At 58.5% G+C, this 16,049-nt stretch carries 18 protein-coding genes; 13 read left to right on the forward strand and 5 right to left on the reverse strand.

Features of this window, described 5'->3' with window-relative positions; genetic code table 11:
* The first annotated feature begins 301 nt into the window (after positions 1–301).
* The 6 genes from QCE62_RS05535 to QCE62_RS05555 all read left to right on the forward strand — a co-directional run bounded on the left by QCE62_RS05535 (position 302) and on the right by QCE62_RS05555 (position 7,660).
* Positions 302–1,681, forward strand: coding sequence for a tyrosine-type recombinase/integrase (locus tag QCE62_RS05535; RefSeq protein ID WP_309915268.1), 1,380 nt, complete (start codon positions 302–304; stop codon positions 1,679–1,681).
* A 384-nt stretch (positions 1,682–2,065) separates the two neighbouring features.
* Positions 2,066–2,269 (forward strand): helix-turn-helix transcriptional regulator, encoded by a 204-nt coding sequence (locus tag QCE62_RS35250; protein WP_409017795.1) that lies wholly within the window; start codon positions 2,066–2,068, stop codon positions 2,267–2,269.
* Between the two features lie 251 nt (positions 2,270–2,520).
* The gene (locus QCE62_RS05540) at positions 2,521–2,898 is read left to right on the forward strand and encodes a hypothetical protein (protein ID WP_309915272.1); all 378 of its coding nucleotides are present in this window, start codon (positions 2,521–2,523) and stop codon (positions 2,896–2,898) included.
* Between the two features lie 86 nt (positions 2,899–2,984).
* A complete protein-coding gene (locus QCE62_RS05545; RefSeq protein ID WP_309915274.1) occupies positions 2,985–3,338 on the forward strand; it encodes a hypothetical protein in 354 nt (117 codons plus the stop codon).
* A gap of 9 nt (positions 3,339–3,347) precedes the next feature.
* Positions 3,348–4,913, forward strand: a complete 1,566-nt coding sequence (locus QCE62_RS05550) for a hypothetical protein (protein WP_309915277.1) — start codon at positions 3,348–3,350, stop codon at positions 4,911–4,913.
* Between the two features lie 80 nt (positions 4,914–4,993).
* On the forward strand, positions 4,994–7,660 hold the full coding sequence (locus QCE62_RS05555) for a glucosaminidase domain-containing protein (protein WP_309915280.1): 2,667 nt from the start codon (positions 4,994–4,996) through the stop codon (positions 7,658–7,660).
* Here QCE62_RS05555 and QCE62_RS05560 read toward each other — a convergent pair.
* The 4 genes from QCE62_RS05560 to QCE62_RS05575 form a co-directional block, all read right to left on the reverse strand.
* On the reverse strand, positions 7,657–7,884 hold the full coding sequence (locus QCE62_RS05560; RefSeq protein ID WP_309915283.1) for a hypothetical protein: 228 nt from the start codon (positions 7,882–7,884) through the stop codon (positions 7,657–7,659). The genes QCE62_RS05555 and QCE62_RS05560 overlap by 4 nt on opposite strands.
* Entirely contained in the window at positions 7,881–8,210 is a 330-nt protein-coding gene (locus QCE62_RS05565; protein ID WP_309915285.1) for a hypothetical protein, read from the reverse strand. The genes QCE62_RS05560 and QCE62_RS05565 overlap by 4 nt, the downstream gene beginning before the upstream one ends.
* 211 nt (positions 8,211–8,421) lie before the next feature.
* Positions 8,422–8,568: a hypothetical protein gene (locus tag QCE62_RS05570; protein WP_309915288.1), complete on the reverse strand. Its 147-nt coding sequence runs from the start codon at positions 8,566–8,568 to the stop codon at positions 8,422–8,424.
* Positions 8,569–8,642: 74 nt separating this feature from the next.
* The gene (locus QCE62_RS05575; protein ID WP_309915290.1) at positions 8,643–8,780 is read right to left on the reverse strand and encodes a ribbon-helix-helix protein, CopG family; all 138 of its coding nucleotides are present in this window, start codon (positions 8,778–8,780) and stop codon (positions 8,643–8,645) included.
* Between the two features lie 355 nt (positions 8,781–9,135).
* On the opposite strand from QCE62_RS05575, the gene QCE62_RS05580 reads away from it, so the two are divergent.
* The 7 genes from QCE62_RS05580 (at position 9,136) to QCE62_RS05610 (ending at position 12,407) form a co-directional block, all read left to right on the forward strand.
* Positions 9,136–9,378 (forward strand): hypothetical protein, encoded by a 243-nt coding sequence (locus QCE62_RS05580; RefSeq protein WP_309915293.1) that lies wholly within the window; start codon positions 9,136–9,138, stop codon positions 9,376–9,378.
* Between the two features lie 10 nt (positions 9,379–9,388).
* Positions 9,389–10,201 carry a hypothetical protein gene (locus tag QCE62_RS05585; protein ID WP_309915296.1) on the forward strand — a complete coding sequence of 271 codons (813 nt, stop codon included), beginning with the start codon at positions 9,389–9,391 and terminating at the stop codon, positions 10,199–10,201.
* A 2-nt stretch (positions 10,202–10,203) separates the two neighbouring features.
* The gene (locus tag QCE62_RS05590; protein WP_309915299.1) at positions 10,204–10,482 is read left to right on the forward strand and encodes a hypothetical protein; all 279 of its coding nucleotides are present in this window, start codon (positions 10,204–10,206) and stop codon (positions 10,480–10,482) included.
* A gap of 2 nt (positions 10,483–10,484) precedes the next feature.
* Positions 10,485–10,769 (forward strand): hypothetical protein, encoded by a 285-nt coding sequence (locus QCE62_RS05595; RefSeq protein ID WP_309915302.1) that lies wholly within the window; start codon positions 10,485–10,487, stop codon positions 10,767–10,769.
* On the forward strand, positions 10,759–11,475 hold the full coding sequence (locus QCE62_RS05600) for a DNA/RNA non-specific endonuclease (RefSeq protein ID WP_309915305.1): 717 nt from the start codon (positions 10,759–10,761) through the stop codon (positions 11,473–11,475). Before QCE62_RS05595 ends, QCE62_RS05600 begins: the two co-directional genes overlap by 11 nt.
* A gap of 336 nt (positions 11,476–11,811) precedes the next feature.
* Entirely contained in the window at positions 11,812–12,141 is a 330-nt protein-coding gene (locus tag QCE62_RS05605; protein ID WP_309915308.1) for a hypothetical protein, read from the forward strand.
* Entirely contained in the window at positions 12,138–12,407 is a 270-nt protein-coding gene (locus tag QCE62_RS05610) for a hypothetical protein (RefSeq protein WP_309915312.1), read from the forward strand. Before QCE62_RS05605 ends, QCE62_RS05610 begins: the two co-directional genes overlap by 4 nt.
* Before the next feature lie 1,642 nt (positions 12,408–14,049).
* Here QCE62_RS05610 and QCE62_RS05615 read toward each other — a convergent pair.
* The gene (locus QCE62_RS05615) at positions 14,050–15,858 is read right to left on the reverse strand and encodes an EAL domain-containing protein (RefSeq protein ID WP_309915315.1); all 1,809 of its coding nucleotides are present in this window, start codon (positions 15,856–15,858) and stop codon (positions 14,050–14,052) included.
* Positions 15,859–16,049 lie beyond the last annotated feature (191 nt).

Consider the following 16,049-nt stretch of genomic DNA (forward strand, 5'->3'; position numbering starts at 1 on the left):
CGGTTCTTCAAATTCCCAAGCGGGTTCTTTTCAAGCTTGATTGGAGCGGCAAAGAAAAAGGCTCTCTGGTCGAGACCAGAGAGCCTTTTTTGTACTGGTCGGGGCGAGAGGATTTGAACCTCCGACCACCTGCACCCCATGCAGGTACGCATTGGTTGCAGTCAGTTGTGCGGTGTTGAACGAAGCCGAATAAACCATTGAAAATCAATCAGATGCCGCTACGTGCTTGTTAACTAAAGTTGAATAAAGTAGACTACGTTGGAGTTATTCCTGTAACCCCAACTGTAACCCCAAGCTCCTGATGGCCATCAACCAGCTTACTGCCAAGGAAATCGAGCACGCCAAACTAGCGCCCGGCGAGACAGAAAAAGTGCTGCGTGATGGCGAGGGGCTGGAGCTTCGTATACGCCCGGGCGGATCTTACTGGATGTTTCGCTATTCGTGGGAAGGAAAGCGCGTCGTTATTGCCATTGTTCAGAACGAAACCGGATCCACGAAGGAAGCGCATAAACGGCGCGCAGCGTCCACTGAACTCGCCCGCTCGACGGCTGCCGCCTATCGCGCCTGGTTGAAGCCGGCGCGAGGCGCTAATCAGGCGCCCCGCGACCCTCGAGCAGTACTTGCTGAAATGGCGGCGGCGGATGCATCGAGCAAAGCGCAGGCAGCCGCATTGGCCGAATTGGAGCGGGCAAGGCTCGAGCAGGCTGCGGCTAGGGCCACCGTTCGACGGCTGTTCGAGCGTTGGACCGCTCCGGGTGTCATGCAGCGCAGTGACGCCACACTGGCCGAGATGAAGCGGAGCTTTGAGAAAGACGTGTTCCCGGCCATTGGCGACCGCTACGCCGATCAGGTCACGAAGGGTGATTGCATGGCGATCATTGACGGCGTGCTTGCGCGTGGAGCGAACCGTCTGGCCAAGCGGATCTTTAGCGACCTTCGCCAGATGTTTGACTATGCGGTCAGTCGGGACATTATCGGCGTCAGTCCCATTGCCGCGATCAAGAAGAAGGACGTTGGCACGAAGGACGAAACCCGCGAGCGTTATCTGAACGAAGCGGAGCTGCGCGACCTGTTCGCGAAGCTGCCGGACTCAGGCCTGCTCAAGGCGACGCGGTACGGCGTGCTGCTGATGCTGGCCACCATGGCGCGTGTAGGCGAGTTGACGCGGGCGCAATGGTCGCACGTCGATCTGGAGGCCGGCACTTGGCTTATTCCGGCTGAGAATTCGAAGAACGGCAAACCTCACACGATCTATCTATCGGCGTTCGCTGTCGAGCAATACAAGGCGCTAAAGGCGGTCTGCACCAGTGAGACGTGGGTGTACCCGAACCGCGAGGACACCGGGCATATCGACCTGAAATCGATCAGCAAGCAGTTGCACGACCGTCAGCGCACGGCGCCGCTGAAGAATCGCAGCAAGGCGGTAGGCTCGTTGATCCTGTCGCGCGGCGAATGGACGCCCCATGATCTACGGCGCACCGGGGCAACGCTCATGCAGGGGCTGGGTGTTCTGCCTGGAGTGATCGAGCGGTGTCTGAATCATACGGACGATAACCGGATGGCCGCGATTTATCAGCGTCACGACTACGCGCCTGAGATGCGCGATGCATGGCGCCTGCTTGGGGATCGGTTGAGCTTGTTGCAGTCTCGGCCGGCTAATGTTCGGGTACTGGCGGCTTGAAACAGTCAAGCACAAGATGCGGTGGGTTTGTCGATGGACCCTTGCTAAACTAACGTCATTCCACGTAGCTCAACGAAGGAAATCGATGAGAGATTATCAAGTAACGACTAGCAGCCGAAAGGTGCAAGCGGGCGAAGCGAAGTACGGCTTTTGGGGGCGCCATAGCGCTGAGGCCAAGATGGATCGTGCCACTGCAAAGTGTGCGCGCGAAAGAAGCGCGGCTGGCATTCGTGCACCGCGGTCTGCGCGCCGGGTTCGCTCCGTCCAGGCTACGCGCCGTCCTGCCGCTAGCAGCGACTCGGAGGGTGAGCCTGCTCCTGCTTCACAGCTTCAAGGTGTAGCCCGCCTCAGCGGCTATGCAGCCCCGAAAGCAGGGGGTGCGCAATGAATACCCGAGTTCTCACTGTCAAACAAGTCTCCGAATGTATCGGCCTGACTCGATTCACCATTGCTGCATGGGTAAGAGAAGGTAAATTCCCGCAACCCATCCAATTGGGCGCTCGTCGCATCGGTTGGCGGTCTGACGAAGTACAGGCGTGGATCGACGCGCGGCCTCGTGCGAACGCTGACGAAGTGGGGGTGTCATGACGTCCATAAACGAGAAAGCGCCCGGTATTGAACCGAGCGCTTGTCTCCGCCACGAATCGATTAACACGACCTGGAATTCGTTCGTGCCGCAGAAACATCATAGCCTCGTTTTAGGTAGCGCGCCAATTGTTGACGCAATGCTATCTAGGGCATGGATGAGGTTTCCGAGAGATGCAAGACTGCGGCGCCGGTGCGAGCTCCAAATAGTAATTGACCATGCAGTTGATGCAGGTGCGATGCGATGCGAAGTCGTGTCCAAGCTCGCAGAGAGTGATCAAAATTTGATATTCGATATCGGAATTGAAACGCTCAACGCAGAGTACACGAAGGCGAATTGGAAAGCGTTCCGTGCGGCTTACCCGGCTTTGTATATGATGATGTGCCGAGACGCGACGCTCGAGGAAGCGTGCAAGGCAACGCAGATCGCAGAACGCACACACAATGCGGACCGGAAGACCTTCAACTCGGTCCTTCATCTTTGGATTGGTTTGCTACGCGCCGGCCGTACAGAAGATATCGACTACTGCCAGCGTGAGGCATACGTCTACCTCTCTGAGCAGAGGTTTTGCCGATTGAAGCAGGGCATGGTGATTCCTCGTGAACTCGTCAAACTGTCGCACTGGGATTAACTTAGAGCGCAAGTTGCTTTGCGCTTATATACTCGCAACGGGCACATCGGCAGAATTACTTCATCGATGAATAATGGAGTAATGCCGTGTCCCCAGAAGAATTCGCAGTCTTTCACGATACCGTCCGCCATACGCTCAACACTGCATCGTCGCTGACCATGAATGTCGCGACGAAAATGGCACTTGTCGCAAAGAATCTCAATCCTGAAGCGCCTGGGACGATCTCAGTTTATGAATCGTTGTCCGAGTTGGCCTCTCTGTCCGCGTTCTTTGACCAACAGTTGGCCGGCCTCGCTACCGTGACTTGGGGTCGCGAAGAACTCACGCAGTTATGCACGGACATTGCCAACACACTCAATGCTCATCGCGCTGAAGTCTTCGCCCATGCAGCAGTAGAAGCTGACTTGGCCACGCACGACGCGCCGGCCACGACGCAGTAAGGGGTTGCTATGGGAATCCTTGAATCTCTTCGGTCACTGGGCTACAGCGACGCGGACATTGCGCGAATCTCGTCTGCCGCAGGACAAGATGCGGCGCCCCCTGCCAATGAGCAACCGCAGAGCGGCTTGCTCGGCGCCTTCACCTCTCAGACCGCGCAGCCGCAGCCGCAGCAGCCGACTGGACTACGCTCGGGGACCCATGGCGAGGCGGCCACACCTGCGCAAGCGAATAGCTCGTCAGTCATCGTCCCCGCGGGCAACGGTACGTTCCGAACCGCTACGGCCAACGACGCGACGACCGCGGGGCTGGCTGGCCTACCTACTGCGTCCGACGCAACCGCTAACAGCAATTTCGTGCCGCCTACTACGGGCGATGACTCGAGCGTGCTTGGTCAAGATGCCCAACCTGCGCAGGGTGGCTTGCTGGCATTCAATCAGACGGCTTCCGCACTCCAAACTGCATCGCAGAGCCCGGAAGCATCCGGCGATTTGCTCGGCGCGCTTGGTGGGCGGCTGAAAGAAGTTGGCGCCAAGCTGACGAGCCTTAGCCCTGAAGCGGCGCAAGGAACTCTCGTTGCAGGTTTGCAAATGCTGCGTGCAAATGACGGCTCGCGCAATTTCGGCCAGGTTGCGGCGGAAGGCGGGATTGCCGGCCTGCAAACCTATGACGCCTTGGGCCAACAGAAAGCGGCGAACGCCTACGCAGGCCAAAAGCTCGCCCAGGAAACGGCCAATCAGCAGGCGGAGCGCAGTCTCGCTGAACGACGTTTCCAGCTCGAACTCGCTAACGCACGCAAGCCTTACGACGTGAACGGCACGACCTACGCAATGGGTTCTGACGGTCAATACGGTCCGCTCTCCGGTGCGCTGCCGAAGGTCGTCGCATGGCATGACGGCAACGACGCTGCCGGTAACAAGATTGCGATCGGCACGGATGCGCAAGGCAACGTCGTTAGCCGCATCAGCGCCGGGACAAGCACGGCACCCGCGGGCTATCGCTGGGGCACTGACGGCGGACTGACAGCCATTCCTGGCGGTCCTGCGGACCAGAGTTCCAAGCCGCTTACCGAGCAGCAGACAAAGGACCGAATGTTCGGTGATCGGATGGTTGACGCAAGCACCACGCTGAACCAGTACACGCCGAGCAACGCCGAGTTGGATCCGCTCTACTGGAAAAACCTGGGCGGTAATGGCACCAAGACGCCGGAAATGCAGAAGTATCAACAGGCCAAGGACCAGTGGATTGCCTCCGCTTTGCGGCAGGAGTCTGGCGCCGCGATTGGCGAGAGCGAATACAAGCGATTCGAGAGCGTCTACTTCCCGCAAGTAGGCGACACGCCGGAAGCCATCGCGCAGAAAGCGGAAGCTCGAGCACGAATTACGCAGAACATGGTGCAGGCCGGCAATCCGTATGGCTCCAAGCAGAGCGGCCAATCGAGCAGCAGCACGCCTGCCCTCAATCCTCAGGCAACCGCCAGCCTCACCCCGGCGCAACGCGACACCGTTAGCAAAGCGCTCGCGTCGGGCGATCCGAAAGCAATTCAGAAACTTCGCAGCCTGGGGTATGTGCAATGAGTGACTTTGATCTTTCGAGCCTGGACGGCTTGCCGCAAGCTCAATACACGCCCGCAACGTTTGCGGCTGCGTACGGAGATATGGCTGACAAGATCGCGTCTAGGACGGGCGTTGACCGCACTGTGATTCTTGGCGCGCTGGGCAATGAAACCGGCTGGGGTAAGAGCGTGACCGGTCGGAACAATTTAGGGAACATCAAGAGCGTGGACGGCGCCGGCACTGCCGGAACGGACAATATGACCGGCAGCAGCGATCGATATCAGGACTTCGACTCGCCTGACGCTTTCGCTGATGCCTACGCGGGCCTGCTCAATCGTCGTTACGCTGGCGCACTCAACTCCGGGCCCGACGCCTTCCGCTTTGGCCAAGCCTTGCAGAGCGGCGGCTATGCCGAGGATAAGGACTATGCGCACAAGGTCACAGCAGCAACGGCGAGCGTTGCAAAGGCCATTGGCGCGCGTCCTGGCGATCCCACGACCAGCAGCGGCGGTATCATCAGCCCGGCGAACGCGGCGACGGGTTCTCAGCCGTTCGACCTGTCGCAGCTCGACGATCTTCCTCCCGCGCGGGATGCAAGCGGAATCTACGACGCCTCCGGTAATCGGATCGGCACGCAGCAGGCAGCTAATCCGGGTTCGGGCTTCTTTGGCGCCGTGAACAATGCAGCGGCGCATCCTGTCGAGGCAGCGCGTGGTGTGGCGTCTGGCGCGAGCAAGTTCCTTGACGATGCCAGTATGGCGATTGGTCAGGGCGTCTCAAATCTGACTGGCATCCAGGTTGATCCGGCGGAGCGTGCCTCTTTCCAGAAGTACTCGGACGCTGAGCGCGACTTCCAGAACGATCCAACCGTCTCGCCTGATGTCCGCGCAGCTCGTGGCGCTGGCGCAAGTGTCGGCGCCGTGCTGGCCAATCCGACGACCTACCTGCCTATCCCTGGTAGCAGCGTTGCCGGCCGGTTGGCAGGTGGAGCACTGGTGGGTGGCTTGCAAGGCAGCTCGGGTGCTGCGGTGGACGCCTATGCGAATGGCGGCAGCATGCTTGATGCTGCCCTGCAAGGCGGCGCGTACGGTGCGCTGGCAGGTGGTGCATTGGGCGGCGCTGGTGAAATTGGCTCGCGCGCCGTTAATCGACTCTTGGCGCCTGCAGCGCGCCCAGTCATTGGTGGCTTCGATGCCACTGTGGGAAATGCGACGCGCGCCGCCACTCAGGACGCGGTAGACCGTGCGGCAGTGTGGACGATGCCGGCTGATCAACGAGCGCTTGCCGCGATCCGTGCGCAGACTGGCGACGACTTCAACCAGGCGCTTGCCAAATCGCAGTTCGCGCGGGACTTTCAGGGACCGGCTGCACCTCCTGTGCGCGGCGGTGTCGATGTGCCGTTGAGCACGGCGCAGCAGTTCGGCATCCCCGGCGTGAGCATCCTTGACAAGAATTTCCAGAACTTCAGTCAGCAGTATCGAAACGTCGCCGCGAATCTTAAGACGGCTCAGCAGGAGGCCATCCGCACAAACATCGGTGCGCTCGGCCCGGATGGCGCGGTGGCTGCAGCAGAAAAGGCCCGTGCGGTGGCAGCGCAGCCGTTCTATGACGCGAACGCCAATAGGCTGTTCGCCTTAGATCAGGCCGGCCAAGATCTGATCAGCCGTCCATCAGCGCGACAAGCACTGACGCGAGCCAACAGCAGCTTGGCTGATGCAGGCGTGCAGGTTCCGCCTGAGGCCACGTTCCGAAACGGCCCTAACGGTTCGACCGTGGCGCCGACCGCTCTGACTGGCGCGCAGTTGCAACAGATCGAACAGACGTTGCGTTTATCATCTCGTGGAGGTCCTGCTGTTCATCCTGCCGAGGCGGCCGATGCTCGATCGCTGATGCAAACCTTCAAGAGCTTCGCCCGCGATCTCTCGCCGGATTACGCCAAGGCTCAGGAAGCGTTCCGCCAGGCATCGCCTGCTGTCAACGACATGCGCGTGGCGGAAGCGCTGCAGAACGATGCGCGGGTCGTCGATCAGGCGGGCCAGCCGCTGCCGGTCACTAAGACCCGGTTCAACACGGCGCGCGGGCAGGCGATGAAAGCCGCGGATGGATTCGGCGTGAGTCCTGAGATGCAGACGCAGCTCGACCGCTTGCAAGGCCAGATCAATCGAACAGAGCCGTTCCGTACCGCGGCGGGCAGCGACACGGCGGAGAACCTCCAAGGTGCTCGATTCTTGGGACGTGCGCTTGGCGTGCCATCGAGCGACACAGGATTCTCCTTGGGCGCGATCGGCGCTAGTGCCGCGCATCCGATCGCGGCGCCGGTCATCGCAGGCGTGAAAGCCGTTGCTGGCGAGATCGCCAAGGGTCGATCACAGGCCGTTCAGAGCATCGTGCAGGACGTTCTGACGCGGCCGGCAGCGCTCGCAGAGTTGGTCGAATCGCTGGCCACGAAGCCGGGCAAAGCACGCGCCGAAGCTTTGGCCGCGAAGGCTTCAGCGGAAGCGATTAGCGCGCTCGGAGAGGCTGCGGCGTCGAATCCGCAAGCCGCCCAGCACCTTGCACAGACCATCAGCAATGCGTCGCCGGCTGCCCAGCGGGCCGTTAGCACGAGGCTCAGCGCCAAGGCATTGGCGGCAATCAGGCCGTTCCTGTTGGCTGCCGGGAAAGTTGTGCCACGCGCTGCAGGCGGTCTGCTGGCGCAGGGACAGGCACAGCAACAGAGCCAGCCTCGACAGCCTGCCGGCTTGCTTGGAATGATGACGGGCGGTTAAACGCCTGCGGCAACGAAGTAGGCTTGCAGCGCTGCAATGAGTCCTAGCAGGATCAGGACGGAGATGACGAAGGCGCGGGCATTGTCGGACGCCCGTCGCCTGAGTTCAGGCTGTTGCGCTACTCGCACGGCAGCGACAACTCCAATTAGTCCCAGCGAGCGCATGACGACACGGACGACCGGCAACAGGACCGCGACTAGTACAGCGATAGCAATGATGCTCATGCTAGTTCCTTGAATTGAACGTCCGTCACGGTCATATCATGGCGCACGCCGGACGGCAGTGCGAGCACCTTGCGCCGCTTCTGGCGGCAGAACACCAATGGTCCGCACATCACGCCCAGCGCGAACGAGCCGCTTATGACGGCGCGATAGGTGTTGCCCTTTTTCGTTTGCGCCTGTTTCCATGCTGCAGATCCTGGCGCGGGCGGTATGTCGTCAAGGCAACGCACTTCGAAGTGTTGGACGTCGCACGAGATTGGCGCGCCTGCAAATGAAGACAGCGGCATTAAAGCCGCTGCGAACATAACCGAAAGTAGTGAACGACTCATGCCGCCTCTCGTTGTCTATGCAAGATCTTTAGCCGTTGCTCGATTGCGTCGATCTGCAACCAGAGCATTGCATGTTGTGCCGATACCTCACGAGCGCTGCGCTCAATGTCGCGCAGAAGCATTAAACTTAGTGCAGCCATGATCGTTTGCCCCCCAAACGGTTGATGGTCAGGCGCGCTCTGTGTTGCGAGCACATTGCGCGCCGTCTCAGTTACTCAAAAAGTGCGGCAGCTTGGTCTAGCAAGACTTCGTCCATCAGCGCACTGATCTGCGCATCGAGTGCTGCGTTACGTTCGGACAGCCCTTGCAGATATGCGTCTGCTGCTGCCGGATCGATAAAACATGCGAGAATACCCATGGCGAAAACTCCCTAACAGTTTTTGCTGCATCAAATGACGGCTGGATCGTTCCCGCGATCTGGCCGTCGCCTTTTCAGCCTTTCGGCTGACTCTTCACGAACTCATATGTCGCACGGCGGATTAACTCCGCGACCGTTGCGCCCGTCTCCTGCGCGATCTTGCGAAGCTGCTCCGCGATGTGCGCCGGAATGTTCACGTTGAAGCGTTCCATCTAAAACCTCCAATCTCCGTAAATAGAAGTTTACGCACTTCGCGGTGCGTAAACAACACAAATCAGCACTGCTAACGATGTGACTGTTGTTAACTGACACTGTACAGTGTGTATGTGCACTAGTAAAATAAAGGTTAAGCAAATCAATGAGTTGCTGAACTATACCGCCCCGCAAGGCCAGCTGATGTTTTGCACGAGTTGATGAGTGAGTGCCGTAGTTGTGGTGTGTGATTGATGCGTGAAAGACCGGCCAGTCCAGAGCGCAAAGCCTTAGCCCGATGAGTTGGCCGACTCAGACGGTGGGTAGTCATTCGAATGACGCCCCGCGACGGCGGGGCATTAACAGGACCAGGAAATGAAGCACGCAGCGGTAGTGGCGGTTCTTGCAGTTACTTCGGCTGCGTGGGCCGAGGGCAGTATTCCGGTAGTCACGGCGAAAGTGGGTCAGCGCGTGACCGTGCAGGTGCCGGAGCAGCAGAAAGTGGCGTTCGAGTGCCAGCCGGCAGACGGAACGCTGGGGGCCGTGCTCGGTGTCGATGCGGTCAACAAGATCAACGCCAAGATTGCGTTGATGAACGAAGAAGCGAAGCGCAAGTAAGGGAGAGACCATGCCACTGCCGTCCACAATAACCGACCTGTCCGAGACGCCTGCTAGCAATAGCCCGCAGGGTAGTGAGCCTGTTGGGACGTCGATGAACGAGTATTTCCAGTATGCCTTTGCGTTCATCCGGCAGATCTACGACGGCACACTGAAGCCATTGGCTGCCACCAATTGGAACGGGCAGAAGCTGACCGGACTTGCAGCAGGGTCAACAAGCCCAGCGAGCACGGACGCCGTGAATGGCTCTCAACTTCGAGCCTTCTCATACAAGTACGGTGAGATTCGTACTTGGGCCGGTGCGCCGGCGAACATTGCAAGCGTTTGGGGCGCGGGCTGGCAGTTGGCAGACGGAACAAACAATTCGCCCGACTTGCGAGACAGATTTATTGTTGGCGCCGGCAGCAGTTACAGCGTCAATGCCATCGGTGGAGCGAACAGCGTCGCTTTGACAGTGGCCAACCTGGCCGCGCACAACCATGGCGTGAGTGACCCTGGTCACGCGCACGGATATAGCGACCCGGGTCACAGCCACGGCTACACCGATCCAGGGCACAGCCACACACTGCCGACGAATCTTTGGTCCGATAACGGCGGCGGCTCGACCGTTCCGTTTCAAGGAACGATTCAGCAGGCACACATCGCCCAGAACACCGGCCCGTCTGTGACTGGCATTCAGATTACTCCCTCAAGTACGGGCATCGTCATCGGTGCGTCCTCAACAGGCATCACAACGCTGAATAATGGATCTGGCACGGCGCACGAAAATCGACCGCCGTATTACGCACTCTGCTTTCTCTTTTATTCCGGCGCGGGAGTCTGACCATGCTGCTCTCCCAATTCTTCGCAGATGCCGTTGCGCCGGCTCCCGCGCTGTTTGTTGTCCCGCCTGAAGCTGACGCGGACCGTGATCGTGACCGCAACCGTGGACGGGGCCGGGTGTATCACGGCCTGCGCGATGACGGTGTGGTGCGGCTGATGGCGGTCGAGGCCAGTGATGAAGAGATTGCAGAGCGTCGTCATGATCTGGCCAGCCTGCATCGTGGATGGCTCGCGGATGAACAGCGGGACGTGATGACTGGCTCCTTTGTGCCGAGCATCTAATCATGCAACTCGAGTTCCTCGGCCGCGCATGGGAAGTCCTGTTGGATGACTGCATTCGGCAATATCTCGAGAATGGCGCGAGCGAAGTGCCGTTCCCCGACCACGAGCAGTGCTCGTTCGACGGTGAGCGCGTGATTCTGCGTAAGCAAGGCCGGATTGTGGGAACGTTCGTCATCACGCAGCTCGTGCTGGATTCTGAAATTAGCTTCACGCTGCGCGATGAGACGACGTATCCCACGAAGCCGGTCTTCACCAAACCATCCAAGCGGGGGCGCCATGCTCGCTAAGACGCTTCTGGCGAGTCTGTGCATCTCACTCGCCGCGTGTACGGCTCCGAAGGCGCCTGTACCGCCCGCACAGGCCGTTGGTGCGGCACAGTCATCGCAATGCCCGACGCTTTGGCCGAACGGTGCCGCGCCTGCAGTCTCCAACACAAAGGTGGCGGTTCGGCTGCGGGAGGTGTGTTTTTCGGGATTTGTCGTTCTGCATTCGGGCATGACGCACACACCTCTGCTAACGAGTGAGCATCTCGCTTCTCATGAACCGCTGACCCGCACAAATCGATTCCATGAGGAGGCGCGTCTTCTAACTGAAGACCGCGCAACGCTCGAGGACTATCGCGGCTCTGGATTCGACCGCGGACACCTGACGCCGGCCGGTGATGCGGCGACGTCCGAACAGATGGCTCAGTCGTTCAGCCTGGCGAACATCGCACCACAAGCGCCTCGTTTGAATCGTGGAGCGTGGTCGCATCTTGAAGCCGCAGTGCGGCGCATGGGCGATGTTTGGGTAATGACCGGCACGCTATTTGAAGGCGCGGCACTGCACACGGTCGGGCGTGTGATGGTGCCAACAGCCTTCTGGAAGGCCGTCCGCACGGGTGACGGAACGTGGATCTGTCGAATTGCCGCGAATGAAGATGCGGCAAAGGTTGAGAAGGTCGATTGCGCAGCTCTCGAGAGGCGCAGCGGCTTTGCGTTCATGGAGCGATGATGAGAACGACCGTAATCCTGTTTGCTGCAGCGCTCACGGCATGTGGTGCGCCACGCCCGAGGGAGCAAGCGCGGACGTGCCAGACATTCACCTTTGCCGGTGAATGTGTTCATACAACGCTGAGCCAGGCGCAGTGGATCGACCGGATGCACCGTAATCCGCCGCATGCAGAGTGCGTAGGCATGCCGGTAGTCCCGGGCTACGACGGCGTCATGCAATGCGAGGCAAGTCAGGCGGGACTAGATCGGCTGCGCGGCATGCCCGCAGGGATAGGAGCGCCCAGTGTAGTGATCGTTGCGCCGAGTGGATGGTAAGGGGGGAGATATGCCACGTGGAATGAGTGAGAACAGCCTGGCGAACCTAGCCAAGGGACGAGTCGGGCGCAGTGGCCCGAACAAGGCCACGGCAAGCGTCAAACAAGCGTTGCAGGAAGCCTTCGACGAGCTTGGAGGCGTGGCAGCCCTAGTGAAATGGGGCAAATCCGACCCTGGCGCGTTCTATGGCATCTGGTCGAAGATGTTGCCGGCCGAAATCAAAGCCGACGTGAACGTGACCGACGAGCGAAGCCCGGCGGAACGTCTTGAAGCGGTCGTCGCATTGTTGCGCGCTGCCGGGAAGACAACCGCCGAGACCGCGCAGGACGTCGATTTCAAGGAGCAACCGTGACGCTCGATGACGTGCGGCAAGCGCTCGGCCGGCTGAGCGAGGACGCTCTTGCGGAGCTGGATGCGCTGCTCGAGCCGCCTGAAAATTCCCTGATGTGCCTGGTGCTGGACGGTGATCGAGATGGCGCGCTGAATCGTTACTTTGGCGAGCACGGGCACTTGCCAGAGATCACAATGGTAGTGCAGTTCGAGGGCACAGCGGACGCGGGCGAAAGCATCACTTCGCGCGACACGCGGTTAAAAGATCTGGTGGGTTCACGCAGATGAAATTGACGCAATCGAGCTGACCGACCTCGCAACACAGGCGAATGCGCAGAGGCCGATGCAGGGGTTTCGCAAGCCACTGCCAACATCATATGAAGTGAATTTTTTACAATTCCCGTAAAAAAGCTATAAGGCTCAGGCAGCTTCCAATCACCACCCATGCTCGGTTCGCGACTTTTTGCATTCACTATTAGCGCTCTTTCCAGGTTTTTTCTACGGCAAACGTTTTCGCACGATTTGTGGTAAGCCAGTGAGGTTAGATTAAACGTTCTACACATTTGGTACGCGTATTGCCAATGTTTCGATCCCGTCTTGGGCATCTGCAAATTAGCAAAGGATTGGAGCAGCGGTGCTGAGCAGAAGCGAAAAACGCGCAACGAGTCTCGCAGACCGCGAACTCGACCATTTGTCGGCGGTGATTAGTGCACTTCGCCAGACTCGTTTGGCTACGACGCGCCTCTCGTGCAGCTATTGGCATGCGCGCGTTGCCGCGGTGGCGACCGAGTATATTTTGATTGCCAGTCAACGACGACGTATAGACTGCTTACGCCGAGACTTGCACTCAATCGAGGCGACGCTCGAAGACGCAGGTCAGCGAAACAAACGGGTCGCAGCATAGATAAGACACCTTGCAGGACAACTGGATTCCTCGTTGGGCAGCCGCGATCATAAGTGCTTGAAGGTTTTTCCAACTAGCGCGTCATAGTCAGCGGGATCCGCATCAGCGATGGCGATTATCATTTGCCCAAAGGCAGTGGCGGCTATGATGTCGTCGACCAAAGCGCGTGCCGTACGTAAGGAAATGCTATTTCGGATCGGATTCGGATTTAAGCTATCTGACATTGCGAAGACAAATCGATGCAACTCGCCCGTGCCAGTGCACACTGCTTCGTGAGCAAGAATTGTCACTTGTACGTCCACTTCTCCGCCTCCCTCGGAAACAAGGGGCGCGGTAGCACAAATCGTTCCTCGGCCGTCGCTTACTCGACTGCGGGGCAACCACAAGGAATTACGTCATCGAACGTAGTCAGGGATGGGTAACGGTCAGTAAAATTCGCCCCGTAATTGACCTGGCGCTATTAACATCCAAGGATGTTCAGCGAATCCGAAATCGTGTCCGTTCGTCGACAAGCGGGAGGTTGGGTCTGGGCAATCTTGGCTGACGATCCGATTACCCGAATCACCCGAGTAGTCCGCCAGTCACGGGCGGCGTTGCAAACCTATGAAGCAGCGTACGACGATGCACGAGCCGCTTTAGAGGAGTGGCGTCGCAATTCTACAGATGGATGAAGTCAGCAGGTGTGGTCCGCCGCGCCATAGGGTCAGAAAAAAGGGCGTCCCGAAGGACACCCTTATAACCAAGACTGGGCTAGGCCACAATCTCACAATCAAGAAGTGTATAACGGCACGATTGGCCAACCATCAAGGGATGCAGTGAAAGATGCTGGGAGAACGGCATGCGCATAGCCAGACGGTAAGCGTCCATCGCTGCGCTCGTGTTAAAGAAAAAAGACCGGCGAGTAGCACGCCGGTCTAAAAAGTTTCTGGCTCCGAGGATGCATGCCAGAAACCCTGAGACCAATGCTATCTGGGTAAACGCCGAGATAGGATTGCCTGGACTTCACTGTTTCCGCCCCGCGTTCAGTTAGCGTTTTTCGCCCAGCGTCGGCCAAATCAATGTCCTCGTATGCATCCGCACCCATTCTTCAAACACGTGATTCCGTAAGGGGCGGCTTACGAAGTAGCCTTGTGCTTCATCGCACCGGCTCGCGGCCAGCATAGCATAAAGGTCGGCGTTCTCTACACCTTCTGCAACCACCTTATATCCGAGGTCATGGGCGAGTTGCATCGTTGAATGAACGATCAACCTGTCCCGAGAATCATCTTGCATCGATGAGACAAGTGTCCGATCGATCTTCAGAACATCTGCAGGAAGTTTGTGAAGCTGAGTCAGATTACTGAATCCCGATCCAAAGTCGTCAATTGCGATGCTGACGCCCAACTTCCGCAACGACTCGAGCGTGGCCGCGGCAACTTCAGGGCTTTGCACTATGGCGCCTTCTGTCACTTCCAGTTCCAAGCACGATGCCGGCACACCGTTACGGGACAGCAAGGTACGAATGTTTCCAACGAAATCGGTTCTGCAGAGGTCAGACGCTGCGATGTTGACTGAGATTAGCAACCCTGGGAAGGTGTCGCGCCATCCTGCCAAGTGCCGTATAGCCTCTTCCAGAACCCAATCTGTAACGAGCGCAATTAGCAGCGTCTGCTCAGCAATAGGGATAAACTCGACCGGGGAGATTTCACCAAGCTGCGGGTGATGCCAGCGCAAAAGCGCTTCAGCGCTTACGCACGCGTTGTCCGAAAGACGAAGCCTCGGCTGAAAGACAAGGTAGAACTGATTCTTGCAACGAAGACCGCTCTTGATCGAGTTCAAGATGAGGAAGGCTCGCTCCCGGCTCCGCTTCATCTCGTCATCATAGAGGAGAACCGCCGCGCTCGATTCTCGCGCCGCGTCGGCAGCGGTGATGAGCGCACCTAGTAACCGTGCGGGGTCAGTCGGGACGGCGAGCGCCGCGATCCCCGCTGAAGAAATGACTTCTACAGGAATCGAACGATTGAGATGCAGAGCACTCGCATGGCTCGCTACGCATCGCTCAGCAAGCAGACACGCGGTTTCAAGGCCGCTTTTCACCAAGAATGCGTAGCGCGCGTACCCAACGCGGTAAAGAGTGATGCCCCTAGGCAGTACGGCGCTTAGTCGTTCCGTCGTGAGGATTGCCGCATGTACTGTTGTCTCAACACCTAACGCGACTACCATTCGGTTGACATATTCCAAAGGACAAATGTCGATCATTACCGCATGGGTGAATTTCACTTGAGCACTGCTCGCAGTGAAAGCAGCGACGTCAAGGTTGAAGCGGGCAAGATTAGGGAGTGTTGTAGCCTCGTCGCTGTATGCCAACGAGCTGAGTGCGCCGAGGCGCTCTATAACCGCCTGCGCCAGCGCCCACAGCATGGATTGTTCTTTTGGGCTGAAGTCGCTCCGCGGCAGATCATCGATCAAACACAGTGTGCCGACGGCGACCCCTCCATTAATTACAAGGGGTGCCGCGGCGTAAAATCGGATGCCCGGGTCTCCGAGAACCAAAGGATTACTCGAGAACCGTATATCTTTGGATGCATCGAGGACGATGGTGAGTCCCGATTCGCGGATCGCATGCGAGCAGAACGATACAGATCGGGGAGTCTCATCGCGTCCGAATCCATGCCGCGACTTGAACCACTGCCGATCGGCGTCCACAAAGGTGATGAGCGCCGAGCGGACCGAGAAGACATTCGCCGCCAGATCGGTAATATTGTCGTAGAAGCCCTCTGCTGGCGTATCCAAAAGCCTCAACGAGCGTAGCACCTCCAGCCTTAGCAATTCGCTTTGTGGTTGTCGCGAGTCCACGATCTTCTCTCTTCGGTGCCTTCAATCCATGCCGATCACTATGTGATTACGGCAAACACTTTTTAACGACGCGTTAGCCTTCAAACTTGAGCAAATTCCACGCCCTAAAGGAATCGCTGACTCGAGTAGCCGTATCTTGCCACGGAACCGCTCGAAATCATGAGAAACACCAGGCCACGAGGAGCGACGAT

It is taken from the genome of Caballeronia sp. LZ033, from assembly GCF_031451265.1.
GTDB lineage: Bacteria > Pseudomonadota > Gammaproteobacteria > Burkholderiales > Burkholderiaceae > Caballeronia.

Excerpts from the sequence above, each read along its gene's own strand:
- QCE62_RS05555 (WP_309915280.1), top strand. The coding sequence starts at position 4,994 with ATGGCTGACAAGATCGCGTCTAGGACGGGCGTTGACCGCACTGTGATT.
- QCE62_RS05580 (WP_309915293.1), top strand. The coding sequence starts at position 9,136 with ATGAAGCACGCAGCGGTAGTGGCGGTTCTTGCAGTTACTTCGGCTGCG.
- QCE62_RS35250 (WP_409017795.1), top strand. The coding sequence starts at position 2,066 with ATGAATACCCGAGTTCTCACTGTCAAACAAGTCTCCGAATGTATCGGC.
- QCE62_RS05600 (WP_309915305.1), top strand. The coding sequence starts at position 10,759 with ATGCTCGCTAAGACGCTTCTGGCGAGTCTGTGCATCTCACTCGCCGCG.
- QCE62_RS05605 (WP_309915308.1), top strand. The coding sequence starts at position 11,812 with ATGAGTGAGAACAGCCTGGCGAACCTAGCCAAGGGACGAGTCGGGCGC.
- QCE62_RS05595 (WP_309915302.1), top strand. The coding sequence starts at position 10,485 with ATGCAACTCGAGTTCCTCGGCCGCGCATGGGAAGTCCTGTTGGATGAC.
- QCE62_RS05590 (WP_309915299.1), top strand. The coding sequence starts at position 10,204 with ATGCTGCTCTCCCAATTCTTCGCAGATGCCGTTGCGCCGGCTCCCGCG.
- QCE62_RS05550 (WP_309915277.1), top strand. The coding sequence starts at position 3,348 with ATGGGAATCCTTGAATCTCTTCGGTCACTGGGCTACAGCGACGCGGAC.
- QCE62_RS05560 (WP_309915283.1), bottom strand. The coding sequence starts at position 7,884 with ATGAGCATCATTGCTATCGCTGTACTAGTCGCGGTCCTGTTGCCGGTC.
- QCE62_RS05585 (WP_309915296.1), top strand. The coding sequence starts at position 9,389 with ATGCCACTGCCGTCCACAATAACCGACCTGTCCGAGACGCCTGCTAGC.
- QCE62_RS05565 (WP_309915285.1), bottom strand. The coding sequence starts at position 8,210 with ATGAGTCGTTCACTACTTTCGGTTATGTTCGCAGCGGCTTTAATGCCG.
- QCE62_RS05535 (WP_309915268.1), top strand. The coding sequence starts at position 302 with ATGGCCATCAACCAGCTTACTGCCAAGGAAATCGAGCACGCCAAACTA.
- QCE62_RS05570 (WP_309915288.1), bottom strand. The coding sequence starts at position 8,568 with ATGGGTATTCTCGCATGTTTTATCGATCCGGCAGCAGCAGACGCATAT.
- QCE62_RS05575 (WP_309915290.1), bottom strand. The coding sequence starts at position 8,780 with ATGGAACGCTTCAACGTGAACATTCCGGCGCACATCGCGGAGCAGCTT.